The sequence below is a fragment of the Nonomuraea sp. NPDC050022 genome, assembly GCF_044460705.1.
Lineage (GTDB): Bacteria > Actinomycetota > Actinomycetes > Streptosporangiales > Streptosporangiaceae > Nonomuraea.
Window position 1 is genome coordinate 1,468,080 of sequence record NZ_JBITKE010000001.1, and the last position, 23,646, is coordinate 1,491,725.

The window sequence follows — 23,646 nt, forward strand, 5'->3', positions numbered from 1 at the left end:
CTCGGTTCAGGCGCGTGTAAACGACATCCCACGCGCCTGAGGAGGACTAGGTGAAACGCCGTTTTGTCATCCTGCTCGCCGTCCTCGGCCTGGTCTGCCTGACCGGCATGACCGGAGCCGGGGCCGCCGCCGAGCCGCCGCCGAACCGGCAGTATCGCGTGGAGGGGCCGGCGAACGCCCAGCAACGCAGCGCCGTCGCCGCGACCGGCGCCGCGATCGACGAGGTGGCCACGGAGTCGGTCCTGATCACCGCCACGACGGCCGAGGTGGACGCGATCAGGCGCCTCGGTTACCGGGTCTCGGAGGTGTCGCGCCCGTTATCGCCGTCCGGCGGCGTCGGGACCTTTGACTTCCCGCCGGCGGACTCCGGCTACCACAACTACGCCGAGGCGAACGCCGACATCAACGCGCTCGTCGCCGCTCATCCCAACCTCGCGACGGTCTCCACGTACGGCACGTCGTACGAGGGCAGAGCCATGCGCGTCATCAAGATCAGCGACAACGTCGCGACCGACGAGGCCGAGCCGGAGGTGCTCTTCACCGCGCACCAGCACGCCCGCGAGCACCTCACGGTGGAGATGGCGCTCTACCTGGCGCACCTGCTGGTGGACAACTACGGCACCGATCCCCGGATCACGAACCTGGTGAACTCCCGGGAGATCTGGATCATGCCGGACCTGAACCCGGACGGCGGCGAGTACGACATCGCCAGCGGCTCCTACCGCTCCTGGCGCAAGAACCGCCAGCCGAACAGCGGCTCGTCGGCCGTCGGGACCGACCTGAACCGTAACTGGGCCTACAACTTCGGCTGCTGCGGCGGCTCCTCCGGCAGCACCTCCAGCGAGACCTACCGCGGCGCGTCGGCCGAGTCGGCGCCCGAGGTCAAGGCCGTGGCCAACTTCGTACGTGGCCGCGTCGTCGGCGGCGTCCAGCAGATCAAGTCGAACATCGACTTCCACACCTACGCCGAACTCGTCCTGTGGCCCTACGGCTTCACCTTCAACGACACCGCCCCGGGCCTGACCCAGGACGACCACGACGCGTTCGCGGCGCTCGGCCGGAACATGGCCTCCACCAACAACTACACCCCGGAGCAGGCCAGCGACCTCTACATCACCGACGGGACGATCGACGACTGGCTGTGGGGCGCGTACAAGATCTTCAGCTTCACCTTCGAGATGTACCCCGTCAGCTCCAGCCCGGGCTTCTACCCGCCGGACGAGCAGATCGTCCCGCAGACCACCCGGAACAGGGAGGCGGTGCTCCGCTTCCTCGAGTACTCCGACTGCGTGTACCGGATCATCGGCAAGGAGTCCCAGTACTGCGGCACCGGCACCCCGCCCGTGACCGTCTACTCCGACACCTTCGAGACGGGCACCGGCTGGACCGTCAACGCGAGCGCCACGGACACGGCCACCCTCGGCGCGTGGGAGCGCGGCGTCCCAGAGGCGACCACCTCCTCCGGCGCCAAGCAGCTCGCCACCACGGTCAGCGGCACCAACGACCTGGTGACGGGCCGCCTCGCGGGCACCTCCGCGGGTGACTTCGACGTCGACGGCGGCATCACCTCGATCCAGTCGCCGCCCATCACGCTGCCCGCCACCGGCACGCTCAGCCTCTCGCTGTCGTGGTACCTGGCGCACGGCTCGAACGCCTCCAGCGCCGACTACTTCCGGGTCAGGGTGGTCGGCGACACCACGACGACCGTCTTCCAGCAGGCCGGCGCGGCGGCCAACCGCAACGGGGCCTGGGCCATGGCCACGGCCAGTCTGAGCGCGTACGCGGGGCAGACGGTCCGCATCCTCATCGACGCCGCTGACGCCTCCGGCGCTTCCCTGGTCGAGGCGGGCGTCGACGACGTCCGCATCACTCAGCAGAACTGATCGTCCAACGGTCGGTCATCACGGCGGAGCACCGAGTCCAGGTGCTCCGCCGTTGCTGTGCTTTCGGACCTCATCTTTGGGTCTTGTAAGACCCCGGTGTCAAGGCTACGATCGCGGCAACTCTTAGGAAACTTTCCTAAAAGAAATCATGAATCAGGAAGCCATGTCCCGGTCTCCGCCGCCCTCCTCCACTCTGGCCCAGAGTGTTGCGGGCCGTCGAAGTGACCCTCCGGCGTAGGCCGCTGACTGGCCGAGCAAAGCGAACCCTCCTGCTGCCACCTCCCCAGTGGCCCGCTCCACCTCGCGGGCCCATGCCGTACGGCTCGCGCTCTCACCCCCCGGCGCGAGCCGTACGGCACGCCACAAGGACATGACCCGTCACAGCCGCACCACCAGGGAATGCCATGAGATTTCGCCGCATGTTCCTCGCCTTACTCGCCGCCCTGGCCATGATGGGGGCCGGGCTCACCACCGTCTCGACCAGCGCCTATGGCGCCGTGGCCCTCGCCTACCCCGCGTGGACGGCATGGACCGCCTACAGCGTGGGCACCCGCGTCACCTACAACGGCGTCGACTACGAGTGCATCCAGGCTCACACCTCCCAGCCCGACTGGACGCCGGACGCCGTGCCCGCCCTGTGGAAGACCGTCTCCGGTGGCGGCGGCGACACCACCGCCCCCTCGGTGCCGGGCAACCTCCGCTCGACCGGCACGACCTCCAGCAGCGTCTCCCTGGCCTGGAACGCCTCCACCGACAACGTCGGCGTCACCGGCTACAACGTCTACCGGGGCTCGACGCTGGTGACGACGGCCACCGGCACCACCTACACCGACGGTGGGCTCGCGGCCGCCACCAGCTACACCTACACGGTCCGCGCCCGTGACGCCGCCGGGAACCTCTCCGCGGCCGGCAACTCCGTGACCGCCACCACCTCGGCCGGCACCGGCGCGCCCGGCCAGCCGGGCTCGCCGAGCGTCAGCGGGTCCACGAACAGCTCCCTCTCCCTGTCGTGGGGCGCGTCGTCGGGCACGGTCACCGGCTATCGCGTGTACGAGGGCAGCACGGTCAAGGCCACCGTCACCGGGACATCGGCCACCATCGGCTCCCTGGGCACCTGCACCTCGCACACCTTCACCGTCAGGGCGTACAACTCGGTAGGCGAGTCGGCCTCCAGCGCCGCGGTCACCGGGACGACCACCGGCTGCACCGGCGGCGGCAGCAAGCTGCCCGGCGCCCCCTACCTCTACATGGGCTGGGGCGACCCGCCCGCGCCCGCCACGGTGATGAGCGCGACCGGCGTCAAGTCGTTCACGATGGCGTTCATCCTGTCCAGCGGTGGCTGCAACGCGGCCTGGGACGGCAGCCGTCCGCTGACCGGCGGCGCCGACGCGCAGGCGATCTCGGCCATCAAGTCGGCCGGCGGCAGCGTGCAGGTCTCCTTCGGCGGCTGGTCGGGCAACAAGCTCGGCCCGAACTGCTCCTCGCCCTCGGCGTTCGCCGGCGCGGTGCAGACGGTCATCAACGCCGTCGGTCCCGCGGCCGTCGACTTCGACATCGAGAACACCGACGAGTTCGAGAGCGAGGCGGTCCAGGACCGCATCCTGAACGGCCTCAAGATCGTCAAGCAGAACAACCCCAACGTCAAGGTCGTCGTCACCTTCGGCACCTCGACCACCGGCCCCACCTACTGGGGCACCCGCCTGATCAACCGCTCGAAGGAGCTCGCGGTCCCGATCGACAACTACACGATCATGCCGTTCGACTTCGGCGGCGGCTCGAACATGTACCAGAGCACGGTCAACGCCTCCGAAGGGCTGAAGAACACCCTCAAGACGGCCTTCGGCTGGTCGGACGCCCAGGCGTACGCGCACATGGGCATCTCGGGCATGAACGGCCTGTCGGACCAGCAGGAGCTCACCTCCACGGCCACCTGGACGCAGATCCGTGACTACGCCAGGAACAACGGCCTGACCAGGCTCGCGTACTGGGCCGTCAACCGCGACCGGCCGTGCCCGGGCGGCGGGGTCGTCTCCAACTGCAGCGGGATCGCCCAGTCGAACTGGGACTTCACCAGGATCACCGCCGGCTTCTGAACCGGCACCGGCATTTGCACCGAGACCGGCATTTGCACCGAGACCGGCATTTGATCCGAAACCGGCCTGACCGTCGGCTTCTGAACCAGGACCGGCCGACCGCCGGTCTCTGAACCGAACCGACCCACTGCCGGCTCCTGAACCGGGACCGGCCCACCGCACCCGTCGCACCGGCGTCCCGCCGCCGGTGCGACGGGTGGCCCACGGGGGCGCGGCGGCACTTCCGCGAAGACCCGAGTTCCGCGAAGACCCGAGTTCCGCGAAGACCCGAATTTCACGAAGACCCGAGCTTCACGAAGACCCGAATTTCACGAAGCCGAGTTTCACAAGACGAGAACGTGAAGACCCGAGAACGTGAGGGACCTCCATGAACCTGCGAGGACTCGCGGCGACGGCCGCCATCGCCCTGGGCCTCATAGCCCTCCAAGCCACACCCGCCTCAGCCGCCAACATCCTGACGAACCCCGGCTTCGAGTCCGCCCTGACCGGCTGGACCTGCCAGGCTTCCGCCGCCGCCCAGGCGGTGTCACAACCCGTTCACGGCGGTACGAAGGCCTTGCAGGCCACCCCGGCGGGCAATGACTACGCCAGATGCCAGCAGATCGTGACGGTCCAGCCCAACACGACCTACCAGCTGTCGGCGTGGGTCCAGGGCAACTACATCTTCCTGGGGGCGACGGGCACCGGGATCGACGTCAGTACCTGGGGTGCCCCGGGCGGTCAATGGCAGCAGCTGAAAACGTCGTTCACCACCGGCGCCGGTGTGACGAGCGTGATCGTCTACGTCAACGGTTGGTACGGCCAGAGCGCCTACTACGCCGATGACGTCGTGCTCGACGGACCGGGCGGCGCCCCGGACACCCAGGCGCCGACCGTGCCGGGAAGCCCGGCGGTCGGTGGCGCCACCAACTCCAGCCTGAGCGTGACGTGGTCCGCCTCCACCGACAACTCCGGCAGCGTCGCCCGCTACGAGGTGTCCAGGGACAACGCGGCGCCCACGGCCGTCACCGGCACTACCTACACGGCCACCGGGCTCAGCGCCGCCACGACTTACGGCTTCCGCGTCCGGGCGTGTGACGCCGCCGGCAACTGCTCGGCGTACACGGCCTCCGTCAGTGGGAAGACCACCAACGACACCACGCCACCGCCGACCGGTGACATCCGCCACGCGCCCTACATCGACATCACCATGAACACCCCGTCCCTGGCCGGCGCCGCCGCCGCGACCGGGGTGAAGAACTACACGCTGGCCTTCGTGCTCGGCGACAGCACGGGCTGCAACCCGGCCTGGGGCGGGGTCATCCCGCTCACCGACGCAAGGATCATCAACGACGTCAAGGCGCTCCAGGCCCAGGGCGGCCAGGTGGTCGTCGCCAGCGGCGGCGCCCAGGGCCCGTACCTGGAGCACAACTGCGGCACCACCGCCACCCTGCTCGCCGCCTACAAGAAGGTGCTCGACGCGGTCGGCACGAACCAGCTGGACGTCGACGTCGAGGCGTCGATCGATGTGAACAAGGTCAACAGCGCGCTGAAGCAGTTGCAGTCCGAACGCGGCACCGTCGTGAGGTACACGCTGCGCGTGCAGGCACAGGACTACGGGCTCGACCCGTTCTCGGTGCAGATCCTCCAGGACGCCGCCGCCAAGGGCCTGAACGTGATCGTCAACCCCATGGTCATGGACTTCGGCTACACCGGCAATTGGGGCGACGCCATGGTCTCAGCCGCCCAGGCGACGCTCGGCCAGATGAAGGGCGTGTGGCCGTCGAAGACCGATGCCCAGATCAAGCGGATGCTCGGCGTCACACCGATGATCGGCAAGAACGACACGGGCCAGACCACCACTCAGGCCGACGCCCGCAAGCTGCGCGACTGGGCCAACACCAACCACATCGGCTTCGTCGGCTTCTGGTCGGTGGGCCGCGACAACGGCGGCTGCCCCAACGGCAGCGTCTCGCCGACGTGCAGCGGGATCTCCCAGTCGGCGTACGAGTTCACCGGCATCTTCAAGGGCTTCACCGGATGAGCGTCTTCACAGGGATCGCCGGACAAGTGCCTTCACAGGGCGCCGGATGAGCGCCGGCTAACGCACCAGTCGGCTAACGCACCAGTCGGCTAACGCACCAGTCGGCTAACGCACCAACTGGGTCGGTTTCACGGGCAGGCCCTGCCCCGGTGGACGGTACGTCGGCAGGGCCTCCCCGTACTCGTGCATCCACGCGTGATCGACCAGCAACCGCATCCGCCCTCCGGCGGCGACCGCCGCCGGATCCGGCGCGGCGGGCTCCATGTGATCGACGGTCAGCTTGGCCACCGCGTCCGCCACCAGATAGGCGTCGGGCGGCGCGAGGTCGCACCGGTCGTCGGGCCCGATGAGCAACTCCACCTCGGGCGGAAGCGGATAGATCGGGCGCGGAATGGCCAGCACACGCGGCGACGGCGCCATCGGCAACCCGTCACGCACCGCTTCGAGCAGCATCGACCGCGACGACCGCCGATCGAACAGCCCCTCGGCCAGCGGCCAGCTCAGCGCGCCCACGTCCGTGCCGTCCTCGCCGCACGCGTGCAGGCACAGGTACGGCACGAGCGGGATGGCCGACCCCGCCCCGGCCTGCGCCCAGCCTCCACCACAGCCGGTCAGTATGAGTAGCGCCAGCATCGCCCGGTAGGCGGTGTCGGCGTGGTTCGTCTCCAGCCGCCCGGGCACGATCATGCACCGCCCGCCGGTCCGCTCCGCCGTCGCCCCCAGCTCCCGCGCGATCTTCAGCGTGCGCGCGGCGGCCACCCCGGTGTACGCCTCCTGCCAGGCGGGCGTGTACGGCTCACCGCGATCGCCATAGCCGTCCGGCCAGCAACCCGGCAACCCGTCCCGCGCCACCCCGTACACCGCCAGCAGCAGGTCGAACACCGTCGTCACCGGCTCGTCGCCGTCCCTGACCACCGGCACCCCGCGGCGCAGCAGCCCCGGCCCGTCGTCGAAACGCGGCAGCAGCACCTCCACCGAGTCGCCGCCGTACACGCTCAGTCCTTCGGCGGGCCGCCCGGTCAGCCCGCCGGCCACGAAGGCGCCGCCGTGTTCGCGCAGCCGTACCAGGAACGGCAGGTCCGTGCGCTCCATCGCGTGCCCGGCGAACGCCGCCCGCTCCAGGAAGAACTCCTTGAGCAGCACATGCCCCATGGCCATGGCCAGCGCCCCGTCGGTGCCCGGCCGGACGACCAGGGTCTCGTCCGACAGGCGCGTCGGATGCGGACCGATCGCCACGACCTTCTGGCCCTTGTAGCGCCCGGCGATCACCAGGGGCATGTCAGGTGTGCGGGCGAGCCTGTTGTTCTCTCCCCACAGCAGTACGTACGCCGCCCGCGGCCAGTCCTCCGGCGACGTGCCGGGGAACCCCTGGCCGAGCAGCTGGTCCGGCACGCTGGACTGCTCGGTCAGCACCGCGCCGCCCAGGCCGCCGATCAACCCGGCGAGCGGCGAGGTGGACAGCGCGGCCACCCGGTCCGCGCCGTGCTCGGTGGCCGTGTGCACGATCGCGGCGGCGGTCAGCTCGGCCGCCGTCCCGTCGTCCAGCGGAACCCGCCTCCCACCCCTGGCCTGCTGGTAGACCTGCGAATTTCCTGTGAGTTTCGCCCACGCCGCGACCGGGTCACGCAGCCCGTCTTTCACCTCGAAGTAGAGCCTGACCAGAGCCTGGTTGACCTGCGATCCCCCCATGAGAAAAGTTCAGCACAGAGGGTCATGTTCTATCGCGTTACGACCCGCCATGTCAGAGTTAAGAATCGGAACCCTCGGTGGAAGTACTCAGAGGAGTACGGCAGGCTAGAAGCCGCCATGGAATACGCAGTTCTCACGGGGACGATCCTCGTCGTAGGTGTCTTGCTCGCTCTCATCGCCCAATGGCGTGACTGGCGACCCCCTCTCCTTGTCTCCGTGCTGGTCGGCGTGGCCGTACGCGTGGTGCTGATGTTCACCGCAGCCCACGACTCCTGGCAGCCCGTCGACTTCATGGAGAGCTTCCAGCCGGCGGGTCAGGCGGTGCTGAACGGTCAGGACCCGGTCCTGGCCAGCGAGGGCGGCTGGCACTTCCTGCCGACCATCCCCTACGTCTACGGGATCCTGCTGTGGCTGGGCATCCCGTGGGTCTACGCCGGGCGCCTGGTCACCGTGGTCGCCGACATCGTGCTGATCCCGCTGGTCGCCAAGCTGGCCGGCGGCCCCAAGGCGTCGCTGCGCGCCCTGCAGTACGCGCTCAACCCGCTCGCCCTGCTCGTCGCCTGCATCCATGGCCAGGTCGAGCCGGTGGCGCTGGCCTTCGGCGTGGCCGCCTTCGTGGTGGCCCGCGGCCCCGGCTCGCCCGACCGGGCCGGCGTCACGACCCAGGTGGTCGCCAAGGTACGCCGAGGCGTCGCGGCCTACGGCTGGCGGGCTTCGCTGCCCCGCGTCATCGGCCGCGGCGGCATGCTCCACCGCGCCCTCATGCCCGGCCCGATGGACCGGGCCGATCTGAAGCGCGGCGCGCTGGCCGGTCTGCTGATGGGTCTGGCCCTGTGCGCGAAGAGCTGGCCGATCTGGCTGATCCCCGGCATGCTGCTGCTCCTGCCCAACCTGCGGGCCAGGATCGCGGCGCTGTTCATGACCGGCGCGCTACCGGTGTTCTTCCTGGTCACGCTGCCGATCTTCGCCGGCACGTCGCTCAAGCAGATCCCCGCGGTCATCGACACCATTCAGGACATCCGGCCGATCATCGGAGAGTGGGGCTGGACGCCGCACTTCACCGGCGGCGACTGGGCGCTGATCCCCAGCCTGGCCAAGATCGGCACCTACCTGATCTACATCTGCGTCATCCTCGCGGTGCTGCTCTGGCGGCGGGCCGACCCGATCGACATGACCACGGCCATCCTGCTGATCTTCATGGTCGTCACGCCGCGGTTGGGCGCCCAATACCTCCTGTGGTTCATGCCGTTCCTGATCGCCAGGCCCACGAGGTTCGCCTGGCCGGCGATCATCGGTGTCTCGTTGTGGTCGGCGTACGGCTATCTGTACATGACCCAGTTCGGCGACAACGCCTGGTGGCTGCTGCACCGCGACTGGTCGAGAGCATCGATCGTGCTGCTGCCGATCCTGCTCATGGCGATGCCCTGGGGCCGCCGGTCCCCGGCGCCCCAGGTGCTCGCCCCGCCCGTCGGCCCGGCGGAGAAGGCCACGGTCACGTCAGCGGCATAGCCGCTCCCACAACGTGATCCACTGGTCGGGGTGGACGTGGCCCACCACCGTGTCGCGGGCGATGCCCGCGGCGGCGATGGCGGCGTCGACTCCCTCATAGCGGCGTCTGAGCGAGGCGCGCACCGAGCCGCCGACCCCGCCGAACCCCACCTCCACCAGCTCCTGGTAGCCACGCCGCGCCTCGACCAGCGGCGTGGGCCGCCGCTCGATCCGCAGGATCGCCGAGTCGACCGACGGGATCGGCCGGAAGCTCTCCCTGCCGATCCGGTCGCCCAGCCGCCAGTGGAACCACGGCCACGACTCCACCGTCACCAGGCTCCAGCGGCCATAGTCGCCCGAGCGCTTGCGGGCGTACTCCCGCTGGGTGAGCAGCGTCGCCGAGGTGAGCCCCGGCGCCCGCAGGCACCAGCCGACGATCCGCGAGGTGACCGAGTAGGGGATGTTGCCGACGACCGCGAACGGCTCGCGCGGCGCCCGCGCGGTCGTGAAGTCGGCTCTGACCACGTCGATCCGGGGATCGTCGCGGGTGCGCGCGGCGAGCCGGCCGGCCAGCCGCGGGTCGATCTCGTAGCCGATCACCTGGGCCCCGGCCTCGGCCAGCGCCCAGGTCAGTACGCCCTCGCCCGAGCCGGGTTCGAGCACCAGCCCATCGGGGGCGGCCGCCTTGACCACCAGCTCGACGGCATGCCGGTCGACCAGGAAGTTCTGCGACAAGGCGCGCCTGGCCCGGTCCCTGGGCGTGCGACCGCCGCTGTTCCTGGCGTTCTTCTGGGTATGTGAATAGTTTCCGTGCGCGAAGTTCTGCGCCACAGCCGCCCTCTCGGGTCTTCGAGATGTATGGGTCTCTCGAAGGGCCCGGGGCGCGCCGGCGGACGCCTAGGTCGTAACCGCGTCAGCTAGCGGGCCCGAGCCCGGTCGCTGCGCAGACGCATGAAGCAGAGATACATGCCGACGATGCTAGGAACGCGGCAGCCGGCGCGGCAACCCAATAAAAAACCTGATGCGCGCGACAGCCACGATTCGCCACTCTGAAGACGTGCAGGCGACGGTCACGGTCACTCCGATGCAGCTCCCCGAGCTGCTGCTGCACGTCGCCGTCGTCCGGCCGGTGTTCCTGTGGGGCGCGCCCGGCATCGGCAAGAGCTCGCTGGTCCGCGAGTTCGCCGACTCACTCGGCCTCGACTGCGTGACGCTGCTCGGCACCCAGCTCGCGCCCGAGGACCTCATCGGGGTGCCCGAGCTGGTCGACGGCCGCAGCCGGTTCGCGCCGCCCGAGTCGATCGCCCGCGCCGAGCCCTACTGCCTGTTCCTCGACGAGCTCAACGCCTCGGCGCCCGAGGTGCAGAAGGCGTTCTACTCGCTGATCCTCGACCGCAGGATCGGCGCGTACGAGCTGCCCGCCGGGTCCGTCGTGATCGGCGCGGGCAACCGGGCCACCGACAACGCGCTCGCCCGCCCGATGGCCTCCGCACTGATCAACCGGCTGGTCCACGTACACCTGCGAGCCTCGCCCGACGACTGGCTCAAGTGGGCCACCGCCAACGGCATCCACCCGTGGATCGTCGACTACCTGGTGCAGCGGCCCGACCACCTGTGGAGCGCGCCGCCCAAGACCGAGGAGCCGTTCTCCTCGCCGCGCGCCTGGCACATGCTCTCCGACGTGCTGACCTCCTACGGTGACGACGTCGCCGACGAGACGCTCGCCATGCTCGCGTTCGGCACGCTCACCGCCAACCACGCCTCCGCCTTCCGCGCCTACGTCAAGACCGTCCGGCACGCCTACGACCTCAACGCGGTGATCAAGGGCGAGGCGCCATGGCCGCGCCGGCCCGAGGAGCGCGACCTGCTCTACTTCCTGGCCGAGGCGTTCCGGGCCCGGCTGGTCAAGGAGCTGCCCGCGGACAAGCGCGGCGCCTCCTCCAGAGGGCGTGACCTGGGCTTCCGCGCCAAGACGCTGCTGGTCGAGCTGGCCGAGATCTCGCTGGAGTGCGCCCAGCTCGTCATCGCCTCCGACGCGAACGGCGCGCCCGCGCTGCCCACCTGGTTCCTCGTCGAGGTCGGCAGGGACGTGCCCAGGCTGATGGCGGCCCGATCATGAGCCCCCGCAACAAGGCCAAGACCGACCCGTGGCGCGCCGAGGTGCGCAAGGGCTGGCAGCTCGTCGACCGGCACCCGCTGTTCTCCGTCTACCACAGCTGGCTCTACGCGGCGGATGAGGGGGAGCTGTCGGCCGACACCTGGGCGGTGGTGACGGAGGACGGGGACATCCGCCACCACCCCCGCCGCCGCGCCGAGGCGGCCGAGTGGGCGTGGATCTTCGCCCACCTGCTGCTCCACCTCGGCTTCGGCCACGCCGACCCGCGCACCTGCGCGCCGAAGGACATCGAAGGCGACCGCCCCGAGCCCGCCTACCGGGCCGCGTGCTGCCTGGCCGTCGACCGGTTCCTGCGGACGCTCAAGATCGGCCGCTGCCCCGCGCCGCTGCCCGCCGAACTGCCCGAGCAGGACGAGGTCACGCTGTCGGAGCGCTGGCGCAGGCTCGGCATCCCCGAGGCGTACAAACCGCTCGGCGAGGAGGACTTCCGCGTCTGCTCGGCGGAGATGGCCAAGCACTTCGACTTCCCGTCCATGTTCGCGGTGGGCGTCGCCGAGGCGGCCACCGCCGCGCTCGACCAGGCGGGCACCCCGCGCGTCACGGCCGACAAGCACGTCGAGGGGCCGTGGGACGCGGCGCTGCGCTGGTTCGTCTCCTCCTACCCGCTGCTGGGCGCGCTCGCCGCCGGCATGAAGATCGTCGCCGAGGTGGAGCTGGCCAGGAGCTGGGGGATCTCCATCGCCGCGGTCAGCGCGGAAGCTGGCGAGATCTACATCAACCCGCTCGCCCGGCACTCCGAGGAGGAGTGGCGGTTCGTGCTGGCCCACGAGATGCTGCACGCCGCGCTCCGCCATGGCGAGCGGGTCGGCCCGCGCGAGCCGTACATCTGGAACGTCGCCTGCGACTACGTGATCAACGGCTGGCTCACCGAGATGGGCGTCGGCGAGATGCCCGAAGGGCTGCTGTTCGACCAGACCCTGTCCGGCATGTCGGCCGAGGCGGTCTACGACACGATCGTCACCGACCTGCGGCGGATGCGGAAGCTCGCCACGCTGCGCGGGCGCGGCCTCGGCGACGTCCTCGACCGGCCACCACGCCCGGCCGGCGGCTGCGTCGACCTCGACGAGTACTATCGCAGCGCGCTCTGCACGGGCCTGGCCTTCCACCAGGGCAACAGCCGCGGCTACGTGCCGGCCGGGCTGGAGCAGGAGATCCGAGCGCTCGACCAGCCGCCGCTGCCGTGGGACGCGCAGCTGGCCCGCTGGTTCGACGAGCACTTCCAGCCGGAGGAGACGCGGCGCTCCTACGCCCGCGCCTCCCGCCGCCAGGCCGCCACGCCGCACATCCCGCGCCCCGGCCGGGTGCGGCCGGAGGAGGTGGTCAGGAAGGCCACGTTCGGCGTGGTGCTGGACACCTCGGGCTCGATGGACGTCAAGCTGCTCGGCAAGGCGCTCGGCGCGATCGCCTCCTACGCCTCGGTCCGCGACGTGCCGCGGGCGCGCGTGGTGTTCTGCGACGCGATCGCGTACGACGCCGGCTACCTGCCGGTCGAGGACATCGCGAACCGGGTCAAGGTACGCGGCCGGGGCGGCACGATCCTGCAGCCCGGCGTCAGCCTGCTGGAACGGGCCGACGACTTCCCGACGGACGGGCCGATCCTGCTCATCACCGACGGCCAGTGCGACGTGATCCGCATCCGCCGCGACCACGCCTTCCTCGTGCCACAGGGCGCTTCGCTGCCGTTCCGGCCGCGCGGGCCGATCTTCTTCATGCGGTAGGGCGGAGACCGCGTCCTTCAGGGCCGGAAGGAAACGCCACTCCTCCTTTCGAAAACAGTATGGAAAGACTTGATTACGTTCGGTATTGTGTGCGGTGGGTGAGGGTGCTGTGACAGGAGGTGCGCGATGGCGATCCGCCGCTCCGCCACCAAACGCCACGGCCTGCCCACGGTCGTGCAACTGCGGCTCGCGCCCGCACCGGCCCAGGCTGAGGCGCTGGCCGCGGCGGTGCTGTTGTGCAATCAGGCGGCCACCGTCGTGTCCCGGCTGGCCTTCCAGCATCGCGTCTTCAGCGTGGGGGAGTTGCATCGGCTGGCCTACTACGAGGTGCGCGGGCAGGTGGCCGGGTTGGGTGCGCAGGCGGCCGTGCGGGCGATCGCCCGGGTCGCGGGCGCGTATGCCAACCGGCGCGCCAGCAAGAAACGCGCTCATATCTTCCGCCCGCACGGTGCTATCCCCTATGACGCCCGGCTGATGAGTTTCAACCGTGATGCCCGGACGGTGTCGCTGTGGACTCCCACCGGCCGCGTCACCGTGCCCTACACGGGTCGGCCGGAAGACCTCAAAGCCATCGAGGCGCTGCCGATGGGGGAGGCCGACCTAATCTACCGGCGCGGGGTGTGGCTGCTGCACGTAGCGCTCACTCTGCCCAAGCCAGCGGTGCGTGAGCCCGTCCACGGCTTCATTGGGGTGGATCAAGGCGTGGCGAACCTGGCTGTCACCAGCGATGGTGTAGTGCTGCCCGGCCCCGCCCTGTCGGGGCCGGCCGGCGGCAATGGCCACGTCCGCACCCTGCGGGAGCGGCGCCATCGGCAGCGCCGTCGGTTGCAGAAGAAGGGGACGTCTGCGGCGCGGCGGGTGCTGCGCCGTCTGTCCGGTCGTGAGCACCGGATGATGACCGACCTCAACCCACCAGATCAGCACGTTCGTGGTGCGTGAAGCCGAACGCACCGGCCGCGGTGTCGCCCTGGAGGATCTTCAGGGCATCCGCGGCCGGGTAAGGGCTCATCGGTTCCAGCGGCGCACCCTGCACGGCTGGGCGTTCGCCCAGCAGATCGCCTTCACCCGCTACAAGGCCGCCTGGGCCGGGATCGCCTTCCTGCTGGTCGACCCCGCGTATACGTCGCAGGCCTGTCCGGACTGCGGGCATATCAGCAGGGCGAACAGGCCGGCGCGGGGCCGGTTCGTCTGCGCCAGGTGTGGCCTCGCTGGGCACGCCGACCACATCGCAGCCCGCAACATCGCCACACGCGGCATCGCGGGCTGGGCTGCCATCAACCAGCCACACGCTACCGGCCTCCCCTCACCCAGACGGGACCGAGAGAGCAAACCACCGGCTTCAACCGGTGGTAGCTGATGAAATGAACTTTGAGCTGGCTTTGAACTGGCTTGGGTAGACCTTTGACCATGGATCGACCGGCCAGGGTGCTCGTCGTGGACGACGAGCCGAACATCCGTGCCCTGCTCTCGCAGACGTTGCGCCTGGTCTCGTTCGAGGTCAGGACCGCCGAGTCCGGCGTCGAGGCGGTGCGGGCCGCCAGGGAGTTCGAGCCCGACATCGTGGTGCTCGACGTGATGATGGCGGACATCGACGGGTTCGAGGTGGCCAGGCGGCTTGGGGAGAGTGTCCCGGTGCTGTTCCTGACCGCGCGGGACACGGTCGAGGACCGCGTCAAGGGGCTCACACTGGGCGCTGACGACTACGTGGCCAAGCCGTTCAGCCTGGAGGAGGTGGTGCTGCGGATCCGGGCCATCCTGCGGCGCAGCCGTACCGAGACCGGGCGCGAGGACGTGCTGCGCTACGCCGACCTGGAGCTCGACGTGGCCGCGCACGAGGTGCGCCGCGGCGGCGTGCTCGTCGATCTGTCGCCCACCGAGTTCAACCTGCTCGAATACCTGCTGACGAACGCCGGCCGGGTGGTGAGCAAGGCGCAGATCCTCGACAGCGTGTGGCGCTACGACTTCGACGGCGACTCCAGCATCGTCGAGTCATACGTCTACTACCTGCGCAAGAAGATCGACAAGTTCGAGCCGCAGCTCATCCACACCGTGCGCGGCGTCGGCTACACGCTCAGGACCCCGCGGTGAGGCCGGGCAGGTGGACGCTGCGCGCCCGGCTCGTCATGGCGATACTCGGGCTCACCACGGTCGCGCTCGTGCTGGCCAACGTGATCGGCATCGCGCTGCTCGGCGACAATCTCCTGCGCCGCGTGGACTCCCAGCTCAACACGATGGGCGGCGCGGTCGGCAAGCTGCCGATGATGGCCGGCCTGATCTCCGGCGGTCAGACCATGGACTGGGAGAAGGTGCTGACCAAGCGGGTCGCCTCCGTGGCCAGGATCTACGTCTACTCCGCCGACGGCAGACTGGTCAGCGAGCTGCCGGGCGACTCGGACCCCGGCCCGGTGCTCGGCGACGTCCACGTGGGCGATCCCTACACCGTGAGCGGCACCACGGGGCCGTCCTGGCGGCTGAAGGCGATCACGACCTACGACGGCGGCACCGTGGTGGTCGCGCAGTCCCTCGGCGAACTGGAGGCGACCCGCGCCTCGCTCGTCGCCATCGCCTTCGCCGTCAGCGCGCTCATCCTGCTCCTGCTCGGCCTGGCCGCCGACGCCGTCGTACGCCTCGGCCTGCGCCCGCTGACCAGGATGGAGCGTACGGCCGGCCAGATCGCCATGGGCGACTTCGCCAGCCGGGTCCCCGCCCCCGACCCGCACACCGAGGCGGGCCGTCTGGGTGCGGCCATGAACGTCATGCTCGACCGCGTCGAGAACGAGATCGCCGCCAGGACCGACTCCGAGTCCCGCATGCGCCGCTTCCTGGCCGACGCCTCGCACGAACTGCGCACCCCGCTCACCTCGGTCCGTGGCTTCGCCGAGCTCTACCGCCGGGGCGGCGGCGACGAGCAGGAGATGATGCGCAGGATCGAGGAGGAGGCCGCCAGGATGGGCATGCTGGTCAACGACCTGCTCACTCTGGCCCAGCTCGACCAGGAACGCCCCATCGACCGCCACCCCGTCGACCTGCTGGAGGTGGCGGCCGACACCATCCGGGACGCCCGCGTCCGGGTGCCCGGCAGGCAGGTCAGGCTGCGCGGCCTGGGCGGGACGCTGGCCCCCGTCTCGGTGGTGGGCGACGAGGCCCGGCTGCGCCAGGTCGCCGCCAACCTCGTCGGCAACGCCCTCACCCACACCCCGGAGGACGCGTCGGTGACGGTGAGCGTGGGCACCGCACGCGGCATGGCGGTGTTCGAGGTGGCCGACACCGGGCCTGGCGTGCCGGAGCAGCACATCCCCCACGTCTTCGACCGCCTCTATCGCGTCGGCCAGGGCAGATCCAGGACCGACGGCGGCGCGGGACTGGGCCTGGCCATCGTGGCCGCGATCGTGCACGCCCACGGCGGCACGATCGAACTGGACTCCGCGCCGGGCCGGGGCGCCACCTTCCGCGTGCTCCTACCCGGCTCCTAGGCGGTTCCCAGGCTCCTTTGATCGGCGCTCGGCACATTCGGGGCATGAAGCGAAGAATCCTGATCGCCACCGGCGTGCTGGCCCTGGCCGCCGCCGGATGCGGCTCGGCGCCCAGCTCCGCCGGAGTCGCCTCCGTCAAGACCGCATCGCCCGCCGCCACGGCCAGCCCGTCGCCCTCGGCGACCGTGGACAAGGCCGAGCAGGGCAGGAAGTTCGCCGCGTGTTTGCGTGAGCACGGCCTCGATGTTCCCGACCCCGACCCGAACGGCGAAGGGATGTTCCAGGCGCTGCCCAAGTCGGAGCTGAACTCGGGCAAGGTCCAGAAGGCGTTGGAGGCCTGCCGCTCCGTCGCCCCCGTCAGGGACGCCAAGGGGCTGAGCCCGGCGGACCAGGACAAGATGCGCCAGTTCGCCGCCTGTATGCGCGAGAACGGCATCGACCTGCCCGACCCGGACTTCAGCGGGAAGACCAACCAGAACCTCGCCAAGAGCTTCAGGCTGGACGACCCCGACTTCAAGCAGGCCTATGAGGTCTGCCGGGCCAAGTTCCCGCAGCTGGGCAAGACGCAATGACGCGGGTCCAGTTCACGCAGTTGGGACGGACGCGATGACGCAGGTCGGGTCCCAGCCTGAGGTCGTTCCCGACCGGCCGCTCCGGCCCAGGCGGCGCTCGCTCCGCACCGTCGCCTGGGCCGGAGGTACCGCCCTGCTCGCCGCCGCCGTCGCGGCCGCCGCCATCGGCTTCGGCGGCAACGGCTCGGGCACGGCCGTCGCCGACCGTACGCCCCCGGCCACCGCGAAGGTGGCCCGCACGACGCTCACCGAGACCAAGACCGTCGACGGCACGCTCGGCTACGGCGACACCATCACGGTCACCGCCAAGTCGCCGGGCACGATCACCTGGTTACCCGAGGAAGGCGCCACCATCACCCGGGGCAAGGCCGTCTACAGCGTCGACGCCGACCGCCGCCCCCTGCTCTACGGCGGCATGCCCCTCTACCGCGTGCTCAAGGACGGCGTCGAGGGCAAGGACGTCGAGTTGCTGGAGCGGAACCTGGCCAAGCTCGGCTACACCGGCTTCGACGTCGACAAGGAGTTCACCTGGGCCACCCGCGAGGCCGTCGAGGACTGGCAGGACGACCTCGGCCTGGACGTCACCGGCGAGGTCCAGCCCGCCGACGTGGTCGTGGAGCGCGGACCCCTCCGCGTCGCCGGCCTCAAGACCACGCTCGGCGCCGGCGGCACGGGGCCCGTGCTCACCGCGACGGGCACCACCCGCCAGGTGCTCGTCAACCTCGACGTGGCCGACGCGCATCTGGTCAAGAAGGGCCTCGGCGCTACGGTCGAGTTGCCCGACGGCTCCACCGTGAAGGGCAAGGTCACCAGCGTGGGCAAGGTCGCGACCGAGACGGGCACGGGCGGCGACGCCACCACCACGATCGAGGTCAAGGTGTCGGTGAGCGGTCTGAAGAAGCCGTTCGACTCCGCCCCCGTCGACGTCACGATCGTGTCGGCCCAGCGCGAGAACGTGCTGGCCGTACCCGTCGGAGCGTTGCTGGCCCTCGCGGAGGGCGGCTACGGCGTTCAGGTCGTGACGGGCGGCACCACCCAGTACGCGGCCGTCGACATCGGCATGTTCGCCGACGGCAAGGTGGAGGTCGGCGGCGTCCAGGAGGGCGCGACCGTGGCGGTGCCCAAGTGATCGTCCAACTGCGCGCGGTGAGCAAGAAGTACGGCGAGGTGGCCGCGCTGCGCGGCGTCTCCATGGGCATCGAGTACGGCGAACTCGTCGGCATCGTCGGCCCGTCGGGTTCCGGCAAGTCGACCATGCTCAACATGATCGGCACCCTGGACCGCCCGTCGAGCGGCACCGTGCGCATCGCCGGGCACGACGTGCTCACCCTCAACGACAGGCAGCTGTCGGCGCTGCGGGCGAACGTCATCGGCTTCGTCTTCCAGCAGTTCCACCTCGCCGCGGGCGTCCCCGCGCTGGACAACGTCGCCGACGGTCTCCTGTACGCGGGTCCCTCCCTGCGCGAACGCCGCCTGCGCGCCCACGAGGCACTCGAACGGGTCGGGCTCGGGCACCGGCTCGGCCACCGCCCGCACGAGCTGTCCGGCGGCGAGCGGCAGCGGGTGGCCATCGCCCGTGCCGTGGTCGGCGGACCGCGACTGCTGCTGGCCGACGAGCCGACGGGCAACCTGGACTCCCGCTCCGGCGCGGGCGTCGTGGACCTGCTGCGCGAGCTGAACGCCGGCGGCACCACCGTGGTCGTCATCACCCACGACCGCGACATCGCGGCCTCGCTCCCGAGGCAGGTCGAGATGCTCGACGGCCGCGTGGTGGACGGCGCTGCGGACGGCCTTGCGGTGGACGGTGCTGTGGCGGGCGGTTTTGTGGTGGACGGAGCCGGGCTATGACCGCCGCCATCCTCACCTCCGCCCGGCTGCGCCCGCGCGACGTCCTCAGGGTCGGCGGCGCGGGCCTGCGGGCCAGGCCGCTGCGGGTGTTCCTGTCGGCCCTCGGCATCGCCATCGGCATCGCGGCCATGCTCGGCGTCGTCGGCATCTCCGCCTCCAGCCAGGAGGACCTGAACCGCCAGCTCGAAGCGCTCGGCACGAACCTGCTCACCGTCTCACCCGGCCAGACGCTCTTCGGCGAGAGCTCCCACCTGCCCGCCGAGGCGGAGGGCATGATCGAACGGATCGCACCCGTCACCTCGGTCACCGCCACGGGCACCACGCCCGCCAAGGTCTACCGCAACGACCACATCCCGGCGGCCCAGTCGGGCAGCATCTCGGTCACGGCCGCCCGCCTCGACCTGCCGCACGACGTGGGCGCCCAGGTCGTCAGCGGCACCTGGCTGAACCAGGCCACCCAGCGGTACCCGGCCACCGTGCTCGGCGCCAAGGCGGCCGACCGGCTCGGCGTCGTACGCGCGGGCCCCGACCAGCGGGTCTGGCTGGGCGGGCAGTGGTTCACCGTCGTCGGCGTGCTCGGTCCCGCGCCGCTCGCCCCCGAACTCGACACCGCGGCGCTGATCGGCTGGCCCGTCGCCGAGGAACGGCTGGACTTCGACGGCTACCCGACCACGATCTATGCCAGGGCCGAGGAGGCGTCCGTCGTCGCCGTACGCGATGTGCTGGGCACCACCGCCAACCCGGAGAAGCCCAACGAGGTCGAGGTCTCCAGACCGTCGGACGCGCTGGCCGCCAAACAGGCCACCGACGCCACCCTGAACGCCCTCCTGCTCGGCCTCGGCGGCGTCGCCCTGCTGGTCGGCGGGGTCGGCGTGGCCAACACGATGGTGATCTCGGTACTCGAACGGCGCGCCGAGATCGGGCTACGCCGCTCGCTGGGCGCCACCCGCGGGCAGATCCGGCTGCAGTTCCTGGCCGAATCGCTGCTCTTGGCCGCCATCGGTGGCGTGGGCGGCGTCGTGCTGGGCATCGGCGTCACCGCCGCGTACGCGAGCTTCCAGGGCTGGCCGGCGATCGTGCCGGTCTGGGCCATGCTCGGCGGCGTGCTCGCCACCCTGCTCATCGGCGGGATCGCCGGGTTCTATCCGGCCGTACGAGCCGCCCGCATGTCGCCCACGGAGGCCCTGGCCACGCCGTGACGAACAGGCGGGCGGAGATGCCCGTGCGGCGCACCCCGGCGCCCCACGTGTCCGTTTCTTACAAGAAGAACCTGGCCAGGCGGGGATAGCTTCACCGCTATGGAGCTGAATTCGCGGGCGGTCTCCCGCGCTGAGAGATACCTGCTGCTGCACGGGCGGCTGATCGACAGGCTCAGGTTCGCGGCCCTGTTCAGGGGTGCCTCCCGTACGCGTGTGCTCGACGCGCTGCGCTGCTACCGGAACGATGACGGCGGCTTCGGCAACGCGCTCGAACCGGACCTGCGCGGGGCGGGCAGCCAGCCGGAGCCCGTGGAGGTGGCGTTCTGGATCCTCGACGAGCTGGACACCTTCGACGATCCGATGGTGGCCGCCGCCTGCGACTACCTCTTGGGGATCACGGCCAAGGACGGCGGCGTGCCGTTCGTGCTGCCGAGCGTCCGCGACACGCCGCGGGCGCCCTGGTGGGAGACCGGCGAGGAGCCCCCGGGCAATCTCATCCCCACCGCGTCGATCGCCGGGCTCCTGCACAAGCACGGCGTCGCCCATCCATGGCTCGGGCCGGCCACCGACTTCTGCTGGTCGGCGATCGCCGGCATCTCGGCCACGACCCCGTACGAGGCGCGGGCCGTCGTCCAGTTCCTGGACCTCGTCCCCGACCGGGCGCGGGCCGAGGCGGAGTTCGCCCGGCTGCGCGAGGCTCTGCTGGCCACGGTCACCTTCGACCCCGACGCGTCCGGCGAGGCGCATTTTCCCCTCGATTTCGCTCCTTCGCCGCTGCGGTTGCCGCTGTTCACGCAGGACGTCCTGGACCGGCACCTCGACGCGCTCGCCGCCGCCCAGTCGGACGAGGGCGGGTGGCAGGGGAACTGGCTGATCTGGACGCCCGTGGTGGAGCACGAGTGGGGCGGCTTCATCACCGTGCACCGGCTGCGGACGCTCCAGGCGTACGGGCGGCTGTGATTCCTCGGGCGTACGGGCGGGTGTGACTTCTTGTCGGTGGGGGTGCGTAGCTTGGAGGCATGTACGAAGAGCGGCCTCCCGGGGACGGCTTCGACGGACGGGTCACCTGCGTGTGGCGGCAGGTGAGCGACGCCGACGGCACGCGACTCGTGGTGCCCGATGGGTGCGTGGACCTCATCTGGGGGCCTTCGGGGGCGTTCGTGGCCGGGCCGGACACCGGGCCGATGCCGGTGCGGGTGCGTGCGGGGGACGCCTTCACCGGGATCAGGTTCAAGCCGGGCGGCGTCGGGGACGTGTTCGGCGTGCCGGCGCACGCCCTGCGCGACCAGCGGGTGCCGGTGGCGGACCTGGGGTTCTCCGTGTCCGGGGAGGAGTTCTCCGTATGCGGGCATGGGGCGATGTCGGGCGGGCGGCTCGCGAGCATGCGGGCCGCGGTCGTGGCCCGGCTTCGGGCCACCGCGCCCGCCGACGCCGCGGCGCCAGCGATAGCCGAGGCGCTCCGGACGGGGCGGACCGTGGGGGAGGTGGCCTGGACGCTGGGGTTCAGCGAGCGGCAGCTGCTGCGGCGCAGTTTGGCCTCGTTCGGATACGGGCCGAAGGTCCTGCAGCGGGTCGTCCGGTTCCAGCGGGCGCTGAAACTGGCCCGTGCGGGGGTGGTGCCCGCGGAGGTGGCGGTGGTCGCGGGCTACGCGGATCAGGCGCATCTGGCCAACGAGGTCAAGCGCCTGAGCGGCGTGACTCTGGCGGAGCTCCGGAGATGAGAGCGGCCGCCCAGCCCGCGCTGGGGTCGCTGTCGACGAGTATCGCCCGCGTGAGCAGGCTCAGGGGGATCGCCAGGAGCGCGCCCAGGGGCCCCAGGACGAAGGTCCAGACGATCAGTGACAGGAACGTCATCGTGGTCGACAGCCCCACCGCGTCACCTAGGAACTTGGGTTGGATGAACGATTGGATCACCACGTTGATGGCGATATAGGCGGCGACGACGAGGAGCATCTGCTTGATGCCGCCGTCGAGGAGCGCCAGCATCGCGGGCGGGATCAGGCCGAGGACGAAGCCGATGTTCGGGATGTAGTTGGTGATCAACGCCAGGACACCCCAGAGAAGGGGCAACGGCACACTCAGGATGGACAGGGCCAGGACGTCCAGCGCCGAGCAGATGAGACCGAAGATCGTGGAGACGATGAGATAGCGCCTGGTTTTGTGGGCGAACGTGCCGAACGCCTGCACCAGGTGCGGCTTGACCTCCTTGCCCGACGCGATGATCCTGGCGATGGCCGGGGTGTCCAGGCACATCGCGAGCAGCAGCACCACGATGAGGAACAAGCTGGACAGGATCCCCAGCAGGCTCGACAGCAGGCTCTGTGCCAGCCCGAGCACCTTGGCCGGATCGAGGGCTTGGATCGCCTTGTCGAGCTGGGCGTTGCTGACGCCGTGGGTGGTGGCGAAGTTCTGGGCGTCGTTGAGCAACTGCTGAAACTGCGGGGCGTACGCGGGGAGCAGTGAGGCGAGCTGGGTGACGGAGACGGTCAGCACCGCGACCATGCCGAGCAGCACGAACAGCACGATGAGGAAGGGCACGGCGACCTGCACCCACCCGGGAGCGCCCACGCGGGCGAGCCGGCTCCGCACCGGGGCGACGGCGATGACCAGCACGAGCGCGAGCACGACCGGGCCCAGGATCGACGCGACCTCGCGCATGCCGAACAGGACGATCACCGCGCAGGCGATACCCAGCAGGATGGTGAGGGCTCGGGGCACAGTGGCTTCCTACCCGTGGGCGGGGGATGACACCGGCGGGCGGTGGATTTGACGGTTCCGGGAGCCGTACATAGAGTTCACCAGTCCCGCGAGGACGGCGATGATCGCCGGTCTCACTCGGGGGCAACCTCCCCACAGATCCTTTCGGATGGTGTTCGCACCACTCAGGATGGTCTGGTAAGTTAGAGGGGTTGTCCCGGAAACGGGGCGGTCTTTATTCCAGCAGGTCGGAGCGGGTCGGGTCAATTTGACACCGGGCCGGGCGGCTGAAAAGATAAAGACACAACGAAAACAGAAAACGAAATGTGCGCCTCTCGCAGGTTGGGGAGTACGCGTCCGTTTCTTGAGAACTCAACAGTGTGTTAAAAGCCAGTGCATGATGCACAACCCCGTCATGTCCATGCTTTTGGGTGTGGATGTGGTGGATTCCTTTTATATGGTTGGGATTTCTTTCCCTTCGGACATTGTTTGGAGAGTTTGATCCTGGCTCAGGACGAACGCTGGCGGCGTGCTTAACACATGCAAGTCGAGCGGAAAGGCCCTTCGGGGTACTCGAGCGGCGAACGGGTGAGTAACACGTGAGTAACCTGCCCCTGACTCTGGGATAAGCCCGGGAAACTGGGTCTAATACCGGATATGACCGCCTCCGGCATCGGATGGTGGTGGAAAGTTTTTTCGGTTGGGGATGGGCTCGCGGCCTATCAGCTTGTTGGTGGGGTAGTGGCCTACCAAGGCGACGACGGGTAGCCGGCCTGAGAGGGCGACC

At 70.0% G+C, this 23,646-nt stretch carries 19 protein-coding genes and 1 rRNA gene; 17 read left to right on the top strand and 3 right to left on the bottom strand.

Annotation, left to right across the window (positions count from 1 at the left end):
• Window positions 1-50: 50 nt before the first annotated feature.
• The 3 genes from ACIBO2_RS06460 to ACIBO2_RS06470 all read left to right on the top strand — a co-directional run bounded on the left by ACIBO2_RS06460 (window position 51) and on the right by ACIBO2_RS06470 (window position 5,999).
• Window positions 51-1,883, top strand: a complete 1,833-nt coding sequence (locus ACIBO2_RS06460) for a M14 family zinc carboxypeptidase (RefSeq protein WP_358553844.1) — start codon at window positions 51-53, stop codon at window positions 1,881-1,883.
• Window positions 1,884-2,287: 404 nt separating this feature from the next.
• The gene (locus ACIBO2_RS06465; RefSeq protein ID WP_358553847.1) at window positions 2,288-3,976 is read left to right on the top strand and encodes a fibronectin type III domain-containing protein; all 1,689 of its coding nucleotides are present in this window, start codon (window positions 2,288-2,290) and stop codon (window positions 3,974-3,976) included.
• Between the two features lie 367 nt (window positions 3,977-4,343).
• A complete protein-coding gene (locus tag ACIBO2_RS06470; RefSeq protein ID WP_358553850.1) occupies window positions 4,344-5,999 on the top strand; it encodes a carbohydrate binding domain-containing protein in 1,656 nt (551 codons plus the stop codon).
• A gap of 105 nt (window positions 6,000-6,104) precedes the next feature.
• Here the strand turns inward: ACIBO2_RS06470 and ACIBO2_RS06475 are convergent, their stop codons facing one another.
• Complete coding sequence (locus ACIBO2_RS06475) at window positions 6,105-7,688, bottom strand: molybdopterin-dependent oxidoreductase (RefSeq protein WP_358553853.1); 1,584 nt, start codon at window positions 7,686-7,688, stop codon at window positions 6,105-6,107.
• Window positions 7,689-7,805: 117 nt separating this feature from the next.
• Between ACIBO2_RS06475 and ACIBO2_RS06480 the strand changes: the two genes are divergently transcribed.
• Window positions 7,806-9,197: a hypothetical protein gene (locus ACIBO2_RS06480; RefSeq protein WP_358553856.1), complete on the top strand. Its 1,392-nt coding sequence runs from the start codon at window positions 7,806-7,808 to the stop codon at window positions 9,195-9,197.
• Here the strand turns inward: ACIBO2_RS06480 and erm are convergent.
• Window positions 9,186-10,007, bottom strand: a complete 822-nt coding sequence (erm, locus tag ACIBO2_RS06485) for an ErmE/ErmH/ErmO/ErmR family 23S rRNA (adenine(2058)-N(6))-methyltransferase (RefSeq protein ID WP_358553859.1) — start codon at window positions 10,005-10,007, stop codon at window positions 9,186-9,188. The genes ACIBO2_RS06480 and erm overlap by 12 nt on opposite strands.
• Before the next feature lie 226 nt (window positions 10,008-10,233).
• Between erm and ACIBO2_RS06490 the strand changes: the two genes are divergently transcribed.
• From ACIBO2_RS06490 to ACIBO2_RS06545, 12 genes are all read left to right on the top strand, one after another.
• Window positions 10,234-11,295: a MoxR family ATPase gene (locus ACIBO2_RS06490; RefSeq protein ID WP_358553862.1), complete on the top strand. Its 1,062-nt coding sequence runs from the start codon at window positions 10,234-10,236 to the stop codon at window positions 11,293-11,295.
• Window positions 11,292-13,070, top strand: a complete 1,779-nt coding sequence (locus tag ACIBO2_RS06495) for a hypothetical protein (RefSeq protein ID WP_358553865.1) — start codon at window positions 11,292-11,294, stop codon at window positions 13,068-13,070. The genes ACIBO2_RS06490 and ACIBO2_RS06495 overlap by 4 nt, the downstream gene beginning before the upstream one ends.
• 126 nt (window positions 13,071-13,196) lie before the next feature.
• Window positions 13,197-14,009 carry a hypothetical protein gene (locus tag ACIBO2_RS06500; protein WP_397295669.1) on the top strand — a complete coding sequence of 271 codons (813 nt, stop codon included), beginning with the start codon at window positions 13,197-13,199 and terminating at the stop codon, window positions 14,007-14,009.
• Window positions 14,002-14,427 carry a zinc ribbon domain-containing protein gene (locus tag ACIBO2_RS06505; RefSeq protein ID WP_397295672.1) on the top strand — a complete coding sequence of 142 codons (426 nt, stop codon included), beginning with the start codon at window positions 14,002-14,004 and terminating at the stop codon, window positions 14,425-14,427. Before ACIBO2_RS06500 ends, ACIBO2_RS06505 begins: the two co-directional genes overlap by 8 nt.
• 50 nt (window positions 14,428-14,477) lie before the next feature.
• On the top strand, window positions 14,478-15,158 hold the full coding sequence (locus ACIBO2_RS06510) for a response regulator transcription factor (RefSeq protein WP_358553871.1): 681 nt from the start codon (window positions 14,478-14,480) through the stop codon (window positions 15,156-15,158).
• A complete protein-coding gene (locus tag ACIBO2_RS06515) occupies window positions 15,155-16,543 on the top strand; it encodes an ATP-binding protein (RefSeq protein ID WP_397295675.1) in 1,389 nt (462 codons plus the stop codon). The genes ACIBO2_RS06510 and ACIBO2_RS06515 overlap by 4 nt, the downstream gene beginning before the upstream one ends.
• A gap of 44 nt (window positions 16,544-16,587) precedes the next feature.
• Complete coding sequence (locus ACIBO2_RS06520; RefSeq protein ID WP_397295677.1) at window positions 16,588-17,115, top strand: hypothetical protein; 528 nt, start codon at window positions 16,588-16,590, stop codon at window positions 17,113-17,115.
• A gap of 34 nt (window positions 17,116-17,149) precedes the next feature.
• Complete coding sequence (locus ACIBO2_RS06525; protein WP_397295680.1) at window positions 17,150-18,244, top strand: peptidoglycan-binding protein; 1,095 nt, start codon at window positions 17,150-17,152, stop codon at window positions 18,242-18,244.
• On the top strand, window positions 18,244-18,963 hold the full coding sequence (locus ACIBO2_RS06530; protein WP_397295727.1) for an ABC transporter ATP-binding protein: 720 nt from the start codon (window positions 18,244-18,246) through the stop codon (window positions 18,961-18,963). The genes ACIBO2_RS06525 and ACIBO2_RS06530 overlap by 1 nt, the downstream gene beginning before the upstream one ends.
• The gene (locus ACIBO2_RS06535) at window positions 18,960-20,162 is read left to right on the top strand and encodes an ABC transporter permease (protein ID WP_358553883.1); all 1,203 of its coding nucleotides are present in this window, start codon (window positions 18,960-18,962) and stop codon (window positions 20,160-20,162) included. Before ACIBO2_RS06530 ends, ACIBO2_RS06535 begins: the two co-directional genes overlap by 4 nt.
• A 99-nt stretch (window positions 20,163-20,261) precedes the next feature.
• Complete coding sequence (locus ACIBO2_RS06540) at window positions 20,262-21,122, top strand: hypothetical protein (protein WP_397295683.1); 861 nt, start codon at window positions 20,262-20,264, stop codon at window positions 21,120-21,122.
• 59 nt (window positions 21,123-21,181) lie between these two features.
• Window positions 21,182-21,883, top strand: coding sequence for a DUF6597 domain-containing transcriptional factor (locus ACIBO2_RS06545; protein ID WP_358553889.1), 702 nt, complete (start codon window positions 21,182-21,184; stop codon window positions 21,881-21,883).
• Here ACIBO2_RS06545 and ACIBO2_RS06550 read toward each other — a convergent pair.
• Window positions 21,840-22,880, bottom strand: coding sequence for an AI-2E family transporter (locus ACIBO2_RS06550; protein WP_358553892.1), 1,041 nt, complete (start codon window positions 22,878-22,880; stop codon window positions 21,840-21,842). The two genes, ACIBO2_RS06545 and ACIBO2_RS06550, sit on opposite strands and share 44 nt — an antisense overlap.
• Window positions 22,881-23,345: 465 nt before the next feature.
• On the opposite strand from ACIBO2_RS06550, the gene ACIBO2_RS06555 reads away from it, so the two are divergent.
• Window positions 23,346-23,646, top strand: a 16S ribosomal RNA gene (locus tag ACIBO2_RS06555); the annotation flags it as partial.

Coding starts and splice junctions, on each gene's coding strand:
- ACIBO2_RS06480 (WP_358553856.1), top strand. CDS start 7,806: ATGGAATACGCAGTTCTCACGGGGACGATCCTCGTCGTAGGTGTCTTG.
- ACIBO2_RS06540 (WP_397295683.1), top strand. CDS start 20,262: ATGGAGCTGAATTCGCGGGCGGTCTCCCGCGCTGAGAGATACCTGCTG.
- ACIBO2_RS06545 (WP_358553889.1), top strand. CDS start 21,182: ATGTACGAAGAGCGGCCTCCCGGGGACGGCTTCGACGGACGGGTCACC.
- ACIBO2_RS06510 (WP_358553871.1), top strand. CDS start 14,478: ATGGATCGACCGGCCAGGGTGCTCGTCGTGGACGACGAGCCGAACATC.
- ACIBO2_RS06520 (WP_397295677.1), top strand. CDS start 16,588: ATGAAGCGAAGAATCCTGATCGCCACCGGCGTGCTGGCCCTGGCCGCC.
- ACIBO2_RS06465 (WP_358553847.1), top strand. CDS start 2,288: ATGAGATTTCGCCGCATGTTCCTCGCCTTACTCGCCGCCCTGGCCATG.
- ACIBO2_RS06535 (WP_358553883.1), top strand. CDS start 18,960: ATGACCGCCGCCATCCTCACCTCCGCCCGGCTGCGCCCGCGCGACGTC.
- ACIBO2_RS06470 (WP_358553850.1), top strand. CDS start 4,344: ATGAACCTGCGAGGACTCGCGGCGACGGCCGCCATCGCCCTGGGCCTC.
- ACIBO2_RS06495 (WP_358553865.1), top strand. CDS start 11,292: ATGAGCCCCCGCAACAAGGCCAAGACCGACCCGTGGCGCGCCGAGGTG.
- ACIBO2_RS06525 (WP_397295680.1), top strand. CDS start 17,150: ATGACGCAGGTCGGGTCCCAGCCTGAGGTCGTTCCCGACCGGCCGCTC.
- ACIBO2_RS06475 (WP_358553853.1), bottom strand. CDS start 7,688: ATGGGGGGATCGCAGGTCAACCAGGCTCTGGTCAGGCTCTACTTCGAG.
- ACIBO2_RS06500 (WP_397295669.1), top strand. CDS start 13,197: ATGGCGATCCGCCGCTCCGCCACCAAACGCCACGGCCTGCCCACGGTC.